Source organism: Phyllobacterium sp. 1468, assembly GCF_031455525.1.
Lineage (GTDB): Bacteria > Pseudomonadota > Alphaproteobacteria > Rhizobiales > Rhizobiaceae > Phyllobacterium.
Genome location: NZ_JAVDSX010000001.1, coordinates 292,593 through 311,158, shown reverse-complemented (window position 1 = coordinate 311,158; position 18,566 = coordinate 292,593). Strand labels below are relative to the sequence as shown.

At 55.6% G+C, this 18,566-nt stretch carries 18 protein-coding genes; 15 read left to right on the top strand and 3 right to left on the bottom strand.

The genetic code is table 11. From position 1 onward, the window contains the following. The first annotated feature begins 2 nt into the window (after window positions 1–2). The 6 genes from J2X72_RS01565 (at window position 3) to J2X72_RS01540 (ending at window position 6,511) form a co-directional block, all read left to right on the top strand. Window positions 3–1,286, top strand: coding sequence for a glutamate-5-semialdehyde dehydrogenase (locus J2X72_RS01565; protein WP_310067686.1), 1,284 nt, complete (start codon window positions 3–5; stop codon window positions 1,284–1,286). A gap of 56 nt (window positions 1,287–1,342) precedes the next feature. Beyond that, complete coding sequence (locus J2X72_RS01560; RefSeq protein WP_310069250.1) at window positions 1,343–1,939, top strand: nicotinate-nucleotide adenylyltransferase; 597 nt, start codon at window positions 1,343–1,345, stop codon at window positions 1,937–1,939. A gap of 210 nt (window positions 1,940–2,149) precedes the next feature. Further along, window positions 2,150–2,512, top strand: a complete 363-nt coding sequence (gene rsfS, locus J2X72_RS01555; protein WP_209999116.1) for a ribosome silencing factor — start codon at window positions 2,150–2,152, stop codon at window positions 2,510–2,512. Window positions 2,513–2,625: 113 nt separating this feature from the next. After that, window positions 2,626–3,108: a 23S rRNA (pseudouridine(1915)-N(3))-methyltransferase RlmH gene (rlmH, locus tag J2X72_RS01550; RefSeq protein WP_209999117.1), complete on the top strand. Its 483-nt coding sequence runs from the start codon at window positions 2,626–2,628 to the stop codon at window positions 3,106–3,108. Window positions 3,109–3,272: 164 nt separating this feature from the next. Next, window positions 3,273–4,565 (top strand): macrolide transporter subunit MacA, encoded by a 1,293-nt coding sequence (macA, locus tag J2X72_RS01545; protein ID WP_310067683.1) that lies wholly within the window; start codon window positions 3,273–3,275, stop codon window positions 4,563–4,565. 2 nt (window positions 4,566–4,567) lie between these two features. Further along, entirely contained in the window at window positions 4,568–6,511 is a 1,944-nt protein-coding gene (locus J2X72_RS01540; protein WP_209999120.1) for a MacB family efflux pump subunit, read from the top strand. 4 nt (window positions 6,512–6,515) lie between these two features. On the opposite strand, the gene J2X72_RS01535 is transcribed toward J2X72_RS01540, so the two are convergent. Together J2X72_RS01535 and J2X72_RS01530 are read right to left on the bottom strand one after the other, a co-directional pair. Beyond that, window positions 6,516–6,869: a DUF3011 domain-containing protein gene (locus tag J2X72_RS01535; protein WP_209999122.1), complete on the bottom strand. Its 354-nt coding sequence runs from the start codon at window positions 6,867–6,869 to the stop codon at window positions 6,516–6,518. Between the two features lie 116 nt (window positions 6,870–6,985). Continuing rightward, window positions 6,986–7,867, bottom strand: coding sequence for a LysR family transcriptional regulator (locus J2X72_RS01530; RefSeq protein WP_310067678.1), 882 nt, complete (start codon window positions 7,865–7,867; stop codon window positions 6,986–6,988). Between the two features lie 131 nt (window positions 7,868–7,998). Between J2X72_RS01530 and J2X72_RS01525 the strand changes: the two genes are divergently transcribed. Beyond that, the gene (locus J2X72_RS01525) at window positions 7,999–9,495 is read left to right on the top strand and encodes a CoA-acylating methylmalonate-semialdehyde dehydrogenase (protein ID WP_209999127.1); all 1,497 of its coding nucleotides are present in this window, start codon (window positions 7,999–8,001) and stop codon (window positions 9,493–9,495) included. Between the two features lie 35 nt (window positions 9,496–9,530). Here J2X72_RS01525 and J2X72_RS01520 read toward each other — a convergent pair whose 3' ends face one another. Then, window positions 9,531–10,184 (bottom strand): GntR family transcriptional regulator, encoded by a 654-nt coding sequence (locus J2X72_RS01520; RefSeq protein WP_310067671.1) that lies wholly within the window; start codon window positions 10,182–10,184, stop codon window positions 9,531–9,533. 73 nt (window positions 10,185–10,257) lie between these two features. On the opposite strand from J2X72_RS01520, the gene J2X72_RS01515 reads away from it, so the two are divergent. From J2X72_RS01515 to J2X72_RS01480, 8 genes are all read left to right on the top strand, one after another. Continuing rightward, the gene (locus tag J2X72_RS01515; protein ID WP_310067669.1) at window positions 10,258–11,151 is read left to right on the top strand and encodes a dihydrodipicolinate synthase family protein; all 894 of its coding nucleotides are present in this window, start codon (window positions 10,258–10,260) and stop codon (window positions 11,149–11,151) included. Between the two features lie 16 nt (window positions 11,152–11,167). Then, a complete protein-coding gene (locus J2X72_RS01510; protein WP_310067666.1) occupies window positions 11,168–12,424 on the top strand; it encodes an FAD-binding oxidoreductase in 1,257 nt (418 codons plus the stop codon). 8 nt (window positions 12,425–12,432) lie between these two features. Continuing rightward, entirely contained in the window at window positions 12,433–13,434 is a 1,002-nt protein-coding gene (locus tag J2X72_RS01505) for a 4-hydroxyproline epimerase (protein WP_310067664.1), read from the top strand. A 266-nt stretch (window positions 13,435–13,700) separates the two neighbouring features. After that, entirely contained in the window at window positions 13,701–14,609 is a 909-nt protein-coding gene (locus tag J2X72_RS01500) for a branched-chain amino acid ABC transporter permease (protein WP_209999132.1), read from the top strand. 4 nt (window positions 14,610–14,613) lie between these two features. Further along, window positions 14,614–16,011: a high-affinity branched-chain amino acid ABC transporter permease LivM gene (gene livM, locus J2X72_RS01495; protein ID WP_209999133.1), complete on the top strand. Its 1,398-nt coding sequence runs from the start codon at window positions 14,614–14,616 to the stop codon at window positions 16,009–16,011. After that, window positions 16,011–17,408 carry an ATP-binding cassette domain-containing protein gene (locus J2X72_RS01490; protein ID WP_209999134.1) on the top strand — a complete coding sequence of 466 codons (1,398 nt, stop codon included), beginning with the start codon at window positions 16,011–16,013 and terminating at the stop codon, window positions 17,406–17,408. The genes livM and J2X72_RS01490 overlap by 1 nt, the downstream gene beginning before the upstream one ends. Then, a complete protein-coding gene (locus J2X72_RS01485) occupies window positions 17,408–18,139 on the top strand; it encodes an ABC transporter ATP-binding protein (RefSeq protein WP_209999136.1) in 732 nt (243 codons plus the stop codon). The genes J2X72_RS01490 and J2X72_RS01485 overlap by 1 nt, the downstream gene beginning before the upstream one ends. 43 nt (window positions 18,140–18,182) lie before the next feature. Next, window positions 18,183–18,536: a DUF6867 family protein gene (locus J2X72_RS01480; RefSeq protein ID WP_209999138.1), complete on the top strand. Its 354-nt coding sequence runs from the start codon at window positions 18,183–18,185 to the stop codon at window positions 18,534–18,536. Window positions 18,537–18,566: the final 30 nt, after the last annotated feature.

Genomic DNA, 18,566 nt, shown 5'->3' with positions numbered 1-18,566 from the left:
AGATGTTGCGACGAGTGGATAAAGACCTGTCGGTTGCCGAATTGATGGCTGAAATCGGCTGCAGGGCACGCGCAGCCGCGCAATCTCTTGCCACTGCATCTCCTGACAAGAAAACAGCAGCGCTGGCTGCTATGGCAGACGCCGTCGACAGGCGTGCGGCTGACATTCTCGAAGCCAACGACCGCGACATTGAGAACGGTAAACATGCCGGCATGTCGCCAGCGTTATTGGACCGGCTCAAACTTGACCAGAACCGGGTTGTCGGGATTTCCGCGAGCATTCGTGCGATAGCCGGTCTCAAGGACCCGGTTGGAGACATCATTGCCGAATGGGATCGCCCCAACGGTTTGCACATCGAACGTGTCCGCACTCCCCTCGGCGTTATTGGCGTGATCTACGAGAGCCGGCCGAATGTGACGGCGGATGCGGGTGCGCTATGCCTCAAATCCGGTAACGCTGTGATCTTGCGCGGCGGATCGGATTCCGCGCATTCATCAAAGGCTATCCATCAAGCCTTGCTTGAAGGACTAGAAGCTGCCGGCCTTCCGGAGGCCGCCGTCCAATTGGTGCCGACCACCGATCGTGCTGCTGTTGGCGAAATGCTTAACGGTCTCGATGGAAATCTCGACGTGATCATTCCGCGCGGCGGCAAAAGCCTGGTAGCTCGAGTGCAAGCCGAGGCGCGTGTACCTGTGTTTGCCCATCTTGAAGGGCTTTGCCACGTCTACATCGATGCCTCCGCCGATTTGGCGATGGCGCGCAAGATCGTCGTCAATGCCAAGATGCGCCGCACCGGCGTATGCGGTTCGGCCGAGACATTGCTAGTCGACAGGCTCGCTGTACCAACCCATCTGGTGCCGCTCCTTGAAGACCTACGTTCAGCTGGCTGCGAAATTCGTGGTGACGACCGAGTCGTGGAGCTCTTCGCGGGTGCCAAACCCGCCACTGAGGAAGATTGGTCTACCGAATATCTCGATACGATCATTTCGGTAAAGCTTGTTGATGGTGTCCACGGCGCGATACAGCATATCAATCACTATTCCTCTCATCATACCGAAGCTGTGGTTGCCGAAGACCCGCGCATCGTGGAACGGTTCTTCAATGAGATCGACTCGGCCATTCTTTTGCACAATGCGTCTACGCAGTTTGCTGACGGTGGTGAATTCGGCATGGGCGCCGAAATCGGAATTGCCACCGGCAAGATGCATGCGCGGGGTCCGGTGGGCGTCGAGCAGCTGACCTCGTTCAAATACCGTGTGCGCGGCAACGGTCAGACTCGTCCGTGACAATAACGGCAAGTCTGCAAACGAGCCTTCCGGGCGTCAGTGAAGCACATCTGCGCATGCCTTTCGTCGAAAAGGGCATGACAGTGGGGTTGTTTGGCGGTTCCTTCAATCCGCCACACGCGGGTCACGCGCTGGTGGCCGAAATTGCATTGCGTCGCCTGAAGCTCGACCAGCTCTGGTGGATTGTCACGCCGGGCAATCCGCTAAAGGACACGCGGCATCTGGCACCGTTGGCGGAGCGCCTGGAACGCTGTGAAAAACTGATCCACGATCCCCGCGTGAAAATTACGGCATTCGAAGCCGCTCACAATATCCGCTACACTGCTGACGCGCTGGCTATGATCAAAGCTCGCAACCCGGGCGTGCATTTTGTCTGGATCATGGGGGCTGACAATCTTGCGGGCTTTCACCTCTGGCAGCGCTGGCACGAGATCGCCTCGACGTTTCCGATTGCTGTAATCGATCGTCCAGGATCCACTTTGGCCTTCCTTTCATCCCGTATGGCCAAGACGTTCGGTTATGCTCGTGTCGATGAAGACGACGCACCGATCCTGGCCCGTTCACGCGCGCCAGCATGGACCTTCATTCATGGGCCGAGATCATTGCTGTCATCGACTGCTATTCGCAACGGCGTGATGAAACCAAAGACGTGAAGCGGCGTTTCACTTACGTGCCCACCATTCGGAGCATGGCAGTAACAGCGACTTAGTTCGATAGGACGTCTTGAAACTGTCATGCGACTCTGCCTATCTTACTGGTGTGCAGTACGGGTACAAACTGCGTTGCGTTGTTCTTAAGGGAAAGGAAATACACTGAGAACAGCATTTCAGAAGAAGGATGCCCTGGCACCTTCACCGGCAGAGATGAACGGTATCAATTCCGTATCTCTTGCCCTTCAATCGGTCCTTGCCAGTCTTGAAGACGCAAAGGCTGAAAATATCATCCCCATCGACCTTCGAGGCAAGTCCGTCATTGCTGATCATATGATCATTGCATCAGGGCGTTCGCATCGTCATGTGGCGGCGGTTGCGGACCAACTTTTGCGTGCTCTTAAAGAGAGCGGGCATGGCAACAATGCCAAGATCGAAGGTCTTACCGGCGGCGATTGGGTGTTGATCGACACAGGTGACATCATCATCCATATTTTCCGTCCCGAAGTGCGTGAGTTCTACAATCTCGAAAAGATGTGGCAGGCTCCCGAGCTCGACGGAGAGACCGTCCACTAGGCGGCGGATTAGAGCATCGAACAACACGATGCTCTGAACGGAGATAGATTTTACCGGTCGCGGACCGGAAGAGTGTTTTCGAGCCGCCATAGGCTTGAAACCCGGAGTGTGACATGCGGATTACTGTCTTTGCCGTGGGCCGGATGAAGTCTGGCCCCGAACGGGAGTTGGCAGACCGATATTTCGACCGCCTGAAAAAGACGGGGGTTTCGCTCGGGCTTGAATTCACATCCGTTATCGAAATTACCGAAAGCAAAGCGCCGCAGGCGGAACTGCGCAAGCGGGAAGAGTCTGCGAAAGTTCTTGAAGCACTGGACCAAGACGGCGTGCTCATTCTTCTGGACGAGCGGGGGAAGACGGTGCCCTCCGAGGCATTTGCCGCAACAGTTGCGCGATTTCGCGATGATGGCAAGCGTCAGTTCCTCGTGGCGATTGGCGGCCCTGACGGACACGACGCGTCACTGAGGGATCGTGCCGATGTCGTTTTGGCACTTGGCGCGATGACGTGGCCGCACCAGATCGTTCGCATTCTTGTCGCAGAACAACTTTACCGGGCAACAACAATCCTTGCGGGTCATCCATACCACCGCATTTGAAATTCATTCAGCTCGCATTCATGCCCACAGCCCATAATAGCGTCGCAGTGATCATTACGAAAATATAATGATCTCAATACTTTTCAGGCGAACCGCTCATCTCCATTTCTTGCTAAGATGGATCGGGAAAGTGTCGTTCGTCGGCGCAACAAGGTGGACGGTTGATGAGCAAGATAGCCAAGCAAGGCAAGGCATCGCCTGCCGAGTCCAATGTGACGTTCATTCCGGCCACCGTAAAGTCGGATCGAAAAAAGAAGCGGTCCCGGTTGTGGATATGGCTGCCCGTCGTCCTCGCGGTTGCAGGGGCAGGTTATTACGCATGGAGGAACTACAGCGCATCAACGGCAAGCACTACCGTTATCACGCAAACGGTCGTGCGCGGTGACATCGAGAATGCAGTCACCGCTGTCGGCACGCTCGATTCAATCAAATCGGTGGATGCCGGCGCACAGGTTTCCGGACAGCTCAAGGTGCTGCACGTAGAGATCGGCGATACGGTCACCCAAAATCAGCTTATCGGCGAGATCGATCCTGCCACTATACAAAACAGGATTGAAATCGATCAGGCAGAACTCGCCAATCTGCAGGCACAGCTGATTTCGAAGAACGCCCAGCTTGTGCTGAAGCAGGCCAATATCGAGCGTCAGCGCAATCTTGTGGCGACGCGCAGCGTTTCACAATCTACGCTGGATCAAGCTATTGCCGACCTTGCGGCGGCCGAAGCGGATGTGAATGCCCTGGCGGCTCAAATACGCAAGCAGCAGGCGACACTTGCCGGCGATCAGGTCGATCTCGGTTACACCAAGATTTACGCACCCATGGCTGGCACGATCGCTGCTGTCCCGGTTAAAGAGGGCCAGACTCTGAATGCCAGCCAAACTGCGCCGACGATCGCAACGATCGCGGATTTGTCGACGATGACGGTGAAGGCACAAGTTTCGGAGGCTGATGTCAGCAAGCTCAAGATCGGCATGGATGCCTACTTCACCCTGCTGGGGCAGCCGGGTAAGCGTTATAAGGGAAAATTGAGGCAGATCCAGCCGACCCCAGATATCCAGAACAATGTCGTACTCTACTACGCCTTGTTTGATGTTCCGAACCCTGACGGCGATCTTATGATTTCAATGAGTGCGCAGGTGTTCTTCGTGCAGTCAGCTGCAAACGATGTGCTTGTTGTGCCAAGTTCTGCAGTCAGCACTTCCGAAGGATCGCGTCGTGCGGGAAGCAGTGGCGAAGGTCGCAAGGCCGAGGTCACGGTTGTCACAACCGCCGGCACCCAGGAAACGCGCGAGGTTGAAGTGGGTGTCCGCAACCGTGTCAGCGCTGAGATCAAGAGTGGGCTGAAGGAAGGCGAACTCGTGGTCGTCGGCCAAGGAGGCGAAAGCAACGGCGCAGGCACGGGCCGTAGTTCTGGCAATCGCTCGCAGCGCGGCATGCGTATGCCGTCGATGTTCTGACGATGACCGCCCTCATCTCGCTTAGAGACATAAGCAAGACGTATCACAACGGTGACCTCGCCGTTGAGGTCCTTCACGGTATATCGCTTGATATCGAGGCGGGCGAGTTTGTCGCGATCATCGGCCAATCCGGTTCGGGCAAGTCCACGCTGATGAATATTCTCGGCTGTCTCGACCAGCCGACGAGCGGGGATTATCTGCTTGATGGCGAACACGTTTCTGGCTTTGAACCTGATGAGCTTGCCGGATTGCGCAGGCGCACGTTTGGGTTTGTCTTCCAAAGTTATAATCTCATCCCGACGGCCAGTGCGCAGGAGAACGTCGAGGTCCCAGCGGTCTATGCAGGCGCGTCGGCTCGCGACAGGCATGACCGGGCAGAGGCACTGCTTAGCTCATTGAAGCTTGGCGACCGGCTCGATCACCGTCCGAACCAGCTTTCCGGCGGTCAGCAGCAACGTGTTTCTATCGCCCGGGCCTTGATGAATGGCGGTCGGGTCATCCTTGCGGACGAACCGACCGGCGCGCTCGACAGCCAGAGCGGCGACGAAGTCATGGCGCTGCTCCGTAGCATGAACGAAAGTGGTCACACGATCATCGTCATTACCCATTCACGTGAAGTGGCAGAACAGGCCGACCGACTGATTGAACTGCGTGATGGACGCATTATCTCGGACCGGACAAAAAAGGGGCGCAGCAACCCCGAAGCCGCAACGGGACTCAAGCAAAAGGCTTTCGAGGGTGTTGCGGCAATCGCCGATATTTCCGAAGCCATCAAAATGGCTTTCAGGGCATTGCGGGCCAACCTGTTTCGCACGATTCTCACATTGCTAGGGATCGTCATCGGTGTCGGTTCTGTTGTGGCCATGCTCGCTATCGGCACGGGTGCGCAGAACTCCGTACTCGACCGGATCTCTTCGATGGGGTCTGATCTTCTGGTGATCCGCCCCAACATGGCCAATTTCCGCGGTGGTACGGGCGGTAGCGTCGTTACCCTCATTCCAGCCGATGCGGATGCCATCCTCGAACAGCCAAATGTTGCTTTCGCCGTTCCGGAAATGACGAGCACGGTGACGGTACGTTATGGGAATGTCGACTATCAGACGTCGGCCAATGGTACGGTTCCGCAGTTCACTCAGGCGAAGTCCTGGGCAGTGGGTAAGGGCGAGTTCATCAATCAAGATGACATGATTAATTACGCCCCGGTTGCTGTGCTTGGTCAAACCGTGGTCAAGACGCTCTTTGCCGATGGCACCGACCCTATTGGCAAGTATGTACTCGTCAACAAAATTCCGTTCCAGATCATCGGCGTGATGAGCGAAATGGGCGCGGGCATGGGCGGAAACGATCAGGACGATACGGTGCTGGTTCCCCTGACGACTGGCAGCACGCGGCTTTTCGGCCAGCGCAACGTGCGGACAATTACCGTCCAGGTAAAGGACGGCTCGGCGATAGACGCCACACAGGAGACGATTCAGTCACTTTTGGACAAACGCCACCAGAGACAGGACACCCTCATCACCAATATGGCGTCCATTCGCGAAGCCGTGACCGAGACGTCAAATACGCTGAAGCTGTTTCTTGGTGCTGTTGCTGCAATTTCGCTCCTTGTCGGCGGGATCGGGGTCATGAATATTATGTTGGTGAGCGTCACAGAGCGAACTCGCGAGATCGGCGTTCGCATGGCAACGGGCGCACGGCGCCGCGATATCCTGCTACAGTTCATAATAGAGGCACTGGTGGTTTCGGCCATCGGTGGAGCAATTGGCGTCGCGGCAGGCATCGGGACTGGAGTACTTGCAAAGCTCCTCGGCGCACCGATCAGCTTCACGATCGGGCCGGTGGCGTTAGCTTTTGCCTGTTCATTCTTGACAGGGCTCGTCTTTGGCTACCTGCCGGCCAGGAACGCCTCACGGCTTCAGCCGGCAGTAGCACTCAGCTCAGAGTAAACGCCTAAAAGTCGAGATCAAGTTCGACACCATTGTCACGCCGGCGGCGGGGATACCGATCGTCGTATCGGTCATCTTCACGGTATCTGTCCCGACCGCGCCTAGAATCGGTGAAGACCGCAGCGCAACCCTTATCTACCCAGATAGCGCCGCGATTGTAGCCCCAGCTGTCGCCAGCTATGCAGGGTCTTTTTGAAATCTGCCTTGCGACACGCGGGCGGCGCATGTCGGCATCGCATTCCCTATATCTAAAGTTGCGCGATTCGCATTTGACGGAATCTTGTGCCTGCGCGGGCATCACCGGCAAGAATTGCGCACCGCCAAGGACTACAGCGAATGCCAGGATATATCGGTACATTTTCCCTCTCCGATACGGTTTCGAATCACCATTATGGTGCACCATTTTAAAGTCGGGTTGGCGATTTTTGTTCCGCGGTGGTTGATCATTATTAGGCCAATGAAACGGCATCTTATTCAGGAGAATCGCGCGTTTTCACGGTTCACTATGTCGGAAATGAAATTGGAGACCGCAGCGATACGGCGAAGCGTTCGGACGGATTCGTGATAGGCCAACCAATAGGACCGGTGAATCGTGCGTTCTGGCAGAACTGGCACGAGATCTTCATGCTCCCGTGCAATGAACATGTGGAGTATTCCGATGCCTGCACCGGCCCGCACCGCCTCGACCTGTCCAAGCGCACTTGAAATCTCAAAGGCTGCTTTCCAGTCACGCGTGATTTCAGGCGCGTAGTTCAGTGACGGGCTGATGACGAGGTCATCAACGTATCCCACAAGACGATGCGCCGAAAGCTCATCCACCGTCTGCGGCGCCGTCCGTTCGGCAAGGTAGGAGCGGCTGGCGTAGAGGCCCAGGCGGTAATCGACGAGCTTGCGGGCTACGAGACGTCCCTGATCGGGGCGATCGACAGTGATTGCGATGTCGGCCTCGCGCCGCGAAAGCGAAAACGAGCGAGGGACCGGTACCAACTGTATTTTCAAGTCTGGGTATCGGCCTGTCAGCAACGCCAATCTTGGTGCGAGGAAGGTAACGCCAAACCCATCCGGCGCCCCAATCCGAACTGATCCGGATATGGCGACGTCGGCATCGCCGAGTGACGAGCGGATGGATAGCATTTCCGCTTCCATACGCTCTGCAGACAATAGAAACTCTTCGCCGGCGTGCGTGAGCTCACATCCGTTGGTGCGTCGGGTGAGAAGCTTTGTATTAAGATCGTTCTCGAGCGCCGTCAGCCGTCGCGCAACTGTCGCGTGGTTAAGCCCCAAACGTTTTGCAGCCCCGAGAATCTGTCCGGACCGTGCAACAGCGAGGAAAATACGTACGTCATCCCAATTCATAAAAGCCTCCCGTTCAAGTCGTACTTTAATTTTTGCACAACAGATACGCTTTTGCTTGGCTTGCAATAAAGTTTTTGAAGCGCGATGATGGCCGCAACAGAAATCCAACTATTGCCGGGAGGTTATTCGCTATGCGTGAGGTAGGACATTTCATCGGTGGCAAGCATGTCGCCGGAACCAGCGGTCGCACGACCGAGATTTTCCAACCGATGGACGGAACTGTTCAGGGCCGCGTTGCGCTTGCGACACCGGCGGAAGTTCGCGCTGCAGTGGAGAATGCAAAAGCTGCGCAGCCTGCCTGGGCTGCCACCAATCCGCAGCGCCGGGTGCGCGTCATGCGCAAGTTCCTCGAACTGGTGGAAGCCGAGTATGATTCGTTGGCCGAACTTCTGGCACGCGAGCATGGCAAGACAATCCCTGATGCCAAGGGTGATATACAGCGCGGCCTGGAAGTGGTCGAGGTGTGTCTCGGTGCAGCGCATATGCTGAAGGGCGAATTTTCTGACAGCGCCGGAACTGGCATCGATGTCTATTCAATGCGGCAGCCTCTCGGGGTAGTTGCCGGCATCACCCCGTTCAATTTTCCTGCAATGATCCCGCTATGGAAAGCTGGCCCGGCAATCGTGTCTGGTAACGCCTTTATCTTGAAGCCTTCAGAACGTGATCCGGGCGTGCCTATGCGCCTTGCAGAGCTTTTCATCGAAGCGGGGCTTCCTGCAGGCATCTTCAACGTCGTCAATGGTGACAAGGAAGCGGTCGATGCGATTCTTGACGACCCGGATATCAAGGCTGTCGGCTTTGTTGGCTCCACTCCGATTGCACAATACATTTACACCCGCGCTACGGCGAACGGCAAGCGTGCCCAGTGCTTTGGCGGCGCCAAGAATCACATGATCATCATGCCGGATGCCGATATGGACCAGACCGTCGATGCACTGATTGGTGCAGGATATGGTTCTGCCGGCGAGCGTTGCATGGCCATTTCCGTGGCGGTACCAGTTGGCAAGGACACGGCTGATCGACTTGTCGAGCGGCTCATTCCCCGTGTGGAAAGCCTCAAGGTTGGGCCTTCGACCGACATGTCGGCCGACTATGGTCCGGTTGTCACCAAACAGGCGCTGGAGCGCATCCAGGGTTATGTGAATCTCGGCGTGGAGGAAGGTGCCAAACTCGTGGTCGATGGTCGTGGTTTCACGATGCAAGGCTATGAGAACGGCTTCTACATGGGCGGCTGCCTGTTTGATCATGTGACGCCAGACATGCGGATCTATAAAGAAGAAATCTTTGGACCGGTTTTGGGTATCGTTCGCGCCGATACTTATGAGGATGCGATCCGCCTGCCAAACGAACATGAATACGGCAATGGCGTTGCAATTTTCACGCGTGATGGAGATGCGGCTCGCGATTTTGCCTCTCGCGTTCAGGTCGGAATGGTCGGTATCAACGTGCCGATTCCGGTTCCGATTGCATATTATACCTTCGGCGGCTGGAAGGGCTCTGGTTTCGGCGACCTCAACCAGCACGGACCCGATGCGTTCCGCTTCTACACCAAAACCAAGACTGTCACCTCGCGCTGGCCGTCGGGTGTCAAGGACGGCGCCGAGTTCGTTATTCCCACGATGAAATGAAACACAAATGCCGCCGGTCTCCGGCGGCATTTTCTTTAAGGTGCCAGGGTACGCAAATGATCAATAAGTTTGGTGGCCTCTTCTGACGCTCGATCTGGTGCCCCGGCAATGATTGCATCTATCAATGCCTTGTGAGCGCCTCCTGATTGCTGAAGGCTTCCGGGTCTCTGCAATCGGAACCAAAAACGCCGGCTATGGGTTTGAAGCGGTGATGCAAGCCGGGCAGCAAACGGGTTTTCGGCTGCTTGGGCAAGCACAGTATCGAAAATTTTGTCTGCTATAAGGAATCGACAGACATCGTCAGATGCAAGAGCGGCGCTCATAGCGTCGGAGGCCTCCTTTAATCGCTTATGGTGCAGGGCTCCGCCATAGCGGGCGGCATCACGGGCAAGGACGCGTTCCACCCCCTCGCGCGTGTCCAGTATTTTACCGAAGTCCTGCAAATTGAGCGGGGCGATGGCGATGCCGGAACGGGGCCGGATTTCCATGAGGCCTTCCCAAGCAAGCTTTTGTACCGCCTCACGCACCGGAGTGCGACCCATCCCTGTGATATCCGTCAGCGCCCTTTCGTTGACGATCGAGCCGGGCTCGAGTTTCAGTGTTACGATCATCTCCTCCAACTGGCGATAAGCGAGCTCCGCCAGGCTCTCGCCCGTTTGCGCAACCGTGTGGATGGTCGTTTGATACATAGGTCGTTCTCTCGGATTGACAGCCATAAAAACTACAGATATATTTGTGATATATCAAGAAGGAGCAAGCGTCATGTGGTCAGGTGTATTTCCGGCAGTTACCAGTAAATTCGCAGCGGATGATAGTCTCGATCATGGTGAAATGGAACGTTGCTTTGCGCTGTTGATGGATGCAGGCTGCGACGGATTGATCGTGGCAGGGTCTCTTGGCGAAGGGCCGATGCTTAGCCATGATGAGAAACTTGAGGTCTTGAAGACTGCACAGCGCGTGGCGAAAGGCAGGCCGGTGCTCCTGACCGTCAATGAAGCGGCAACGCGCGATGGTGCAGCGCTGGCAAAACGCGCTGCCAAAGCCGGTGCGGACGGCCTGATGCTCGTTCCAAGTCCGATCTACCACACAGACCCCGAAGAAACAGTGACAACGCTGAAAGCTGTGGCGGCGGCGGGCGACTTGCCTGTGATGATTTATTCCAATCGCATCGCTTACCGCGTCGACGTAACGAGTGAAATCCTGGCGGAACTGGCGTCGGATGAGCATTTCGTCGCGATCAAGGAATCTTCCGATGATATTCGCCGTACGACAGATATAATCACCATGTTCGGTACCCGGTTTGATCTGTTTACGGGCGTCGACAATCTCGCCTTCGAAGCGTTGACCGCGGGGGCCATCGGCTGGGTAGCCGGCCTCGTCACTGCTTTTCCGAAGGAAACGGTCGCTATATACAAGCTGGTTATGGCTGAACGCTATGCTGAGGCCCTGGCAATTTATCGCTGGTTCCGTCCGCTTCTCGACCTCGATGTTTCCACATACCTTGTGCAGAACATCAAACTGGCGGAAGTACATGAAATCGGAACAAATGACCGTGTTCGTCTGCCGCGTTTGCCGCTCCGTGGTGAACGCCGTGCTGCGGTCGAGAAGACCGTCATGGACGCGATCGCATCCCGCCCGAAACTCCCTGCGCTCTGAGGCAGCCGGTTGATTGATGGGCGGGCAACGTTCGGACACCAAGGAAATTGTTATCGTAGGTGCCGGCATTGTCGGCATCGTCGTTTCTGCCTATCTCTCCGAGATGGGGCACAAGGTGCTCGTTATCGACAGGCAGGGTATCTGTGAAGGGACAAGCGCCGGCAATGCCGGGGCCTTGGCATTTTCCGACATTCTTCCCATGGCTTCGAAGGGCATTCTCGCAAAGGTACCAGGTTGGCTCATCGACCCCCTGGGGCCATTCTCGATTCGTCCATCATATCTGCCCAAGCTCGCACCGTGGCTCTACCGGTTCTGGCGCGCCAGCCGTGATGAGGCGCTGGTGCAGACCGTACAGGCGCAGGGCGCGCTGATGCGGCTTGCCGAGCCGGAAATGCTCGGTTTGATGGACCGGGCAGGTATTCGCCATATGGTGCGCGAGGATGGTTCACTTGAACTTTATGAAAGCGAAGAGGAGCTGAATGCGGCCTTGCCGGGCTGGAACGCTCGTAAGCGAGCGGGCATTCCCTTTGAGCATCTGCGCGGCGAAGAGCTCGCCGCAAGCCAACCCGGTCTCGCATCGCGTTTTGTTGCTGGTACCTTCGTGCCTGGCTGGAAGACGGTCAGTGACCCTCAATATGTGGGTAAGAGCCTGTGGTTGTACGCAGCACGTCTTGGCGCTGAATTTCTGTGCGCCGAGGTCAGTGCGGTTGCGGCAGGAGAAAGCGGTGCGACGATTGAGCTGGCAGATGGCACACATATCAAGGCTGCAAAACTGATTATTGCGGCGGGTGCATGGTCGCACCGGCTGGCAAAGAGTTTGGGTGATGTAATTCCTCTCGAAACCGAGCGGGGCTATAATACAACCCTGCCGGCGGGGTCGTTCGATCTCAAGCGCCAGCTCATTTTCTCGGGCCACGGCTTTGTGGTGACGCCGCTCCAAACCGGCATCCGTATCGGCGGCGCAGTCGAATTTGGTGGACTGGATCTGCCACCCAACTATAAACGATCCGACGCGATGTTGACGAAGGCGAAAATGTTCATGCCTCATCTTGATACTTCGGGCGGCAGGCAGTGGATGGGATATCGGCCGTCTTCGCCGGATTCATTACCGATTATCGGGCATGCAAGAACGAGCCGAAATGTTCTCTATGCATTTGGTCACGGTCATCTTGGACTGACACAATCGGCAGCGACAGGACGCTTGATCACGGATCTGATTGTTGGAACAAACCCTTCAATTCCGATCGGTCCATTCAGCCCGCAACGTTTCTAAGGATTATTATGGCGCGCCATTCTTTTTTCTGTGTCGATGGTCATACTTGTGGCAATCCAGTACGTCTGGTGGCCGGTGGCGGCCCCAATCTTTCCGGTTCAACGATGATGGAAAGGCGGGCGCATTTTCTCGCGGAATTCGACTGGATCCGCACAGGACTGATGTTCGAGCCGCGCGGGCACGACATGATGTCCGGATCCATTCTCTATCCTCCCACCCGTGACGATTGCGATGTAGCGGTCCTGTTCATCGAAACGTCCGGCTGCCTTCCCATGTGTGGACATGGAACGATCGGTACGGTGACGATGGCGATCGAACACGGCCTTATAAAACCGAAGATACCAGGTATCCTCAAGCTCGATACACCCGCCGGCCTTGTGGTCGCCGAGTATGAACTAGACGGTCAATACGTCTCCAGTGTGCGGATCACCAATGTCCCTGCATTTCTCTATGCCGAGAAGCTGGAAGTCGAATGTCCGGATCTGGGAACCTTGTTGGTCGATGTCGCCTATGGCGGGAATTTCTATGCGATCGTCGATCCCCAGGAGAATTTCACGGATATTGCCGATTATCGAGCGCTCGACCTCATCGGCTGGAGTCCGATACTCCGGGAGCGCCTCAATGAGCGCTATTCATTCCAGCATCCTGAAAAACACGACATCAATACACTCAGCCATATCCTTTGGACCGGCGCACCGACGCAACCAGAAGCCCATGCACGAAACGCGGTTTTCTATGGGGATAAGGCGATCGATCGTTCGCCCTGCGGGACCGGAACATCCGCCCGCATGGCGCAATTGGCTGCCAAGGGGAAGCTGAAGCCAGGCGATAATTTCGTGCACGAATCCATAATCGGCTCGCTATTTCACGGCAGGGTCGAACAGGCCACTGGCGTGGCAGGAAAGCCGGCGATCATTCCATCCATTGCCGGGTGGGCACGTATGACCGGGTACAACACCATCTTCATAGACGACCGCGACCCCTTTGCTCACGGGTTTGTTGTCAAATAGTCCCTTTTGGATCACCGGAGAATTAAGGCGTGACTAGTCAATTCGTCTAACAAAGGCGGAATTGCCGGAATTTCTGTTGCATTGCACATCAAATTTGGTGAAAATTTCCAGTGAATATATGCCAGCAAATGTAGCGTTGTCGTATGCGCCAAAAAAGCAGTTGCTTTCTCTAACGCAGGCGCTAGGTGTAAGGACATTGGGGTAATGGGAACCGGATAAAAAAACCGGATAAAAAACTTCCCAATAAAATGAGGGGTATCGTTGCGATGGAGTACTTCATCCAGCAATCGATCAATGGATTGACGCTTGGTTCGATCTATGGACTGATCGCCATCGGCTATACGATGGTTTACGGAATTATCGGTATGATCAACTTCGCCCACGGCGATGTTTTCATGCTCGGCGCCTTTATGGCGATGATTGTTTTTCTTGCTTTGACTACTTTCATTGGCGGGGTGCCAGTCGTTCTGGCGCTGCTCCTGATGATGATTGTGGCCATGCTGCTGACAGGGTTGTGGAGCTGGACGATCGAGCGTCTGGCCTATCGGCCGTTGCGCGGGTCGTTCCGTCTCGCACCCTTGATTACAGCGATCGGCATGTCGATCGCGTTGTCCAATTTCGTGCAGGTTACACAGGGTCCGCGCAACAAGCCGATCCCGCCACTCGTCAATGGTGGCATCACGATTTACGGTACCAACATCACGGTTGCCTACAAACAGATGGTCATCATCATCGTGACAGTGGTCCTGCTTGCCGCCTTCTGGTATCTCGTTAACAAAACGACGCTCGGAAGGGCGCAGCGCTCCTGTGAACAAGACCGCAAGATGGCGGCTCTGCTCGGTATCGACGTAGACAAAACCATTTCCATGACCTTCGTTATGGGCGCCATGCTCGCGGCAGTTGCCGGCACGCTTTACCTCATGTTTTACGGCGTCATCTCCTTCACCGATGGTTTCACCCCAGGCGTCAAAGCTTTCACTGCAGCGGTGCTGGGTGGTATCGGCTCGCTCCCCGGCGCGGTGGTGGGCGGTCTTCTGATCGGCCTGATCGAGGCTCTTTGGTCCGCCTATTTCTCCATCGACTACAAGGACGTTGCCGCATTCTCGATTTTGGCAATTGTTCTGATCTTCCTGCCTTCCGGCATTCTCGGTCGGCCCGAAGTCGAAAAGGTTTAAGCGTATGGCCGACGTCCAAAAAATAGAACCGGATTCCGTCTTCGCCAAAGCGGTGAAGGAAGGGCTCCTCGCCGGTGCTCTCGCCTTCGGATTGTTCTTTCTGATCGTCGGTTTCCGCACCGATCAGAATATCCGGAACGAGCTTGTTCTGAACCAGCGTTGGGGACTGCTGGCGATCTTCGTGCTTGTCGCAGGTATAGGGCGGTTTTTACTGACCGCTTACATTACACCCTGGAGCGAAGCGCGCAGCAAGAACAAGCGTGCTGCGGTCGAAAAAGAACAATCCGCATTCCGCAAGAGCTTCCCCAAGATTGGACTCGGGCTGCTGCTCATCTATCCGTTCCTCGTGATTCTGATCCTCTGGGCCTATAACGGCTCCATCATGGCTGGCCTGCAGGGCTCACTGAAGTATGTCGATAATTTTGGCATTCAAATCCTGATTTATGTGATGCTCGCCTGGGGTCTAAATATTGTGGTCGGTCTCGCCGGACTGCTCGATCTCGGTTATGTCGCCTTCTACGCTGTTGGCGCCTATTCCTACGCATTGCTCTCAACCCATTTCGGTTTATCGTTCTGGCTGTTGTTGCCGATGGCGGGCATTTTCGCCGCCCTCTGGGGCATTATGCTCGGCTTCCCGGTTTTGCGCCTCCGCGGCGACTATCTGGCGATCGTCACCCTCGCTTTCGGTGAAATCATTCGTCTGGTGTTGATCAACTGGACCGTCGTTACCAAAGGCACGTTCGGTATTTCGGGTATCGCCAAAGCAACCTTGTTTGGCATTCCTTTCACCCCGGGACCAACGGGTTTCGCAGCGCTGCTCGGTCTTCCCAATTCCGGCGTCTACTACAAGATCTTTCTCTACTATCTCATTCTGCTCCTGGCGCTCCTGACTGCATGGGTCACTATTCGTCTGCGCCGTATGCCCATCGGTCGTGCTTGGGAGGCTTTGCGTGAGGATGAGATCGCCTGCCGCTCTCTCGGGATCAATACAACGACGACAAAATTGACAGCGTTCGCCACCGGCGCGATGTTTGGCGGCTTTGCTGGTTCTTTCTTCGCAGCGCGTCAGGGATTTGTCAGTCCTGAATCCTTTGTGTTCCTGGAGTCCGCCATCATCCTTGCAATCGTGGTTCTGGGGGGCATGGGATCACTGGTCGGGATCGCTATCGCTGCCGCGGTAATGATCGGCGGTACGGAACTTTTGCGCGAACTGGAATTCCTGAAGCGTATCTTCGGACCGGATTTCACTCCTGAACTCTATCGTATGCTGTTGTTCGGTCTCGCGATGATCGTTGTCATGGTGTGGAAGCCGCGTGGATTTGTCGGCAATCGAGAACCGAGTGCCTTCCTGCATAAACGCAAGATGGTGTCCAGCGAGTTTACCAAAGAAGGCCATGGCTGATGGTTTCGGAAGTGCAAAACAATCCCACTGCAATCTTGCGTGTTGAACGGCTCTCGATGAAATTTGGTGGCCTCATCGCCATCAACGACCTGAACTTCGAAGCCAGGCGCGGCGCGATTACTGCGCTTATCGGCCCCAACGGTGCAGGCAAGACCACGGTCTTCAATTGTATAACCGGCTTTTATAAGCCGACCGAAGGTATGCTGACGATGACCCGTCAGAATGGTGAGGAGTATCTCCTGGAACGGATGGCCGATTTCGTCATCACCAAGAAGGCCAAGGTCGCGCGAACGTTCCAGAATATTCGCCTGTTCTCAGGGTTGACCGTACTGGAAAACCTGCTCGTCGCTCAGCACAACCCACTGATGTTGTCGTCGGGTTTTACCATCCTCGGCTTGCTGGGCTTTCCTACTTACAAGAAGGCGGCCTCGGATGCGATCGAGAAGGCCCGTTTCTGGCTGGAGAAGATCAATCTGGTGGAGCGCGCCGACGACCCAGCTGGTGATCTGCCCTATGGTGCGCAGCGGCGCCTTGAGATCGCTCGCGCAATGTGTACGGATCCGGAATTGCTCTGCCTTGATGAACCTGCTGCAGGACTCAATGCTCGCGAATCTGCCGAGCTCAACAAGCTCCTGCTCGATATTCGTGATGAGACCGGGACTTCGATCCTCCTCATCGAACATGACATGTCTGTCGTTATGGAAATCTCCGACCACGTTGTGGTTCTCGAATATGGCACGAAGATCTCCGATGGCACGCCTGCGACAGTGAAAAACGATCCAAAGGTTATCGCTGCTTATCTCGGCGTCGAGGACGAAGAAGTGGTCGAACTCATCGAACAGGCAGAAGCCGCTGGCGTCGATGATATTACCGCGGCGGTAGACCTGCTTTCAACCGAGGCGCTGCACGAGATCGAGGAAGCCCATCCGGATATGGCTCCGGCTACCCTCATCCCTTCCGCGCCTGCCAAGGTCAGGCGGCCTAGAGCTACGGCTGCAAAAAAATCGGCTGCAAAGTCTTCTACAGACACAAAAGCTGCCAAGCCTGCAGCAGCGAGTACCGTGAAATCGAAGCCGGTCAATCCAGCCACAAAGCCGCTGGCGGCGATCAAACCCGGCGCAACGGCGAACGCACTTGCAGAGCCGCGTGGGGGCAAGGCAGACAAACTTATCGTTATCAAGGGCATAGGGCCGGTGAACGAGCGCAAACTCAACGAACACGGCATCTTCCACTTCGACCAGATAGCTGCCTGGAAAAAGGCCGACATTATCGCCGCTGAGGCCTACCTTGCTTTTGATGGGCGGATCGCGCGCGAAGACTGGATTGGACAGGCCAAGAAACTGGCAAAGCAGAGCCAGGTAACCCCGGCGCCCAAAAAGACCGGAGGGGCTAAATAATGTCAGAAAAGCAAGCCCTTCTCAGCGTTGAAGGCGTTGAAACCTACTACGGCAACATTCGTGCCTTGAGCGGTGTGACAGTCCATGCCGACCCGGGTGAGATTGTCGCTTTGATCGGCGCCAATGGCGCCGGAAAATCCACCTTGATGATGACGATCTTCGGGATGCCGCGCGCGCGTACCGGCCGTGTCGTTTTCGATGGCAAGGACATCACGCAATTGCCTACCCACGAAATCGCGCGGCTGCGGATTGCGCAATCACCTGAAGGCCGCCGCATTTTTCCCCGCATGACCGTGCAGGAAAATCTGCAAATGGGTGCCAGTCTCGACAAGCTTGAGTTCTTCGATGAAGATTCACGCATGGTGTTCGATCTTTTCCCGCGGTTAAAGGAACGCATTAATCAGCGCGGCGGCACGCTTTCTGGCGGCGAACAGCAAATGCTGGCCATCGGGCGGGCACTTATGGCACGGCCGCGCCTGCTACTGCTGGACGAGCCTTCATTGGGTCTCGCGCCACTGATCATCAAGCACATTTTCGAAGCTATCAAAGAGCTGAACAAGACCACCGGATTGACGGTCTTCCTGGTAGAGCAAAACGCGTTCGGCGCTCTGAAGCTCGCCGATCGCGGCTACGTGATGGTAAATGGGATTGTTACTATGAGCGGATCGAGCGCGGAACTTCTGGCAAATCCGGAAGTGCGCGCCGCATATCTTGAAGGCGGTCGCCACTAATGATTGAAAGGCCTTCTTGAAAGGCCTCGAGGGGAATATTGCCATGCAAGGCATCTTATACGAAGAACCTTCAATCTGGCTGTTCATACTGGTTACCTGCCTCATGGGCGGCTGGGCGGCGTGGATGGCAGGACGAGCATGCGCCAAAACATGGCGCCCCTTGATAATCGTCATATTCTATATGCTGCTCTTGGGCATCGCTGTCCGGTTCATTCACTTTGCTCTTTTTGGTGGCACGATGTTCACGCTTCACTACTACATCGTAGACACGATTGTGCTGACCATCATTGGAATCCTCGGCTATCGCTACACCCGTACCAACCAGATGGTTCGGCAATATCATTGGCTCTATGAAAAAAGTTCTCCATTTGCCTGGAAAGAAAGAATGAGAGCTTAACCTATCTCGCTGATGCGAAATGAATCAGCG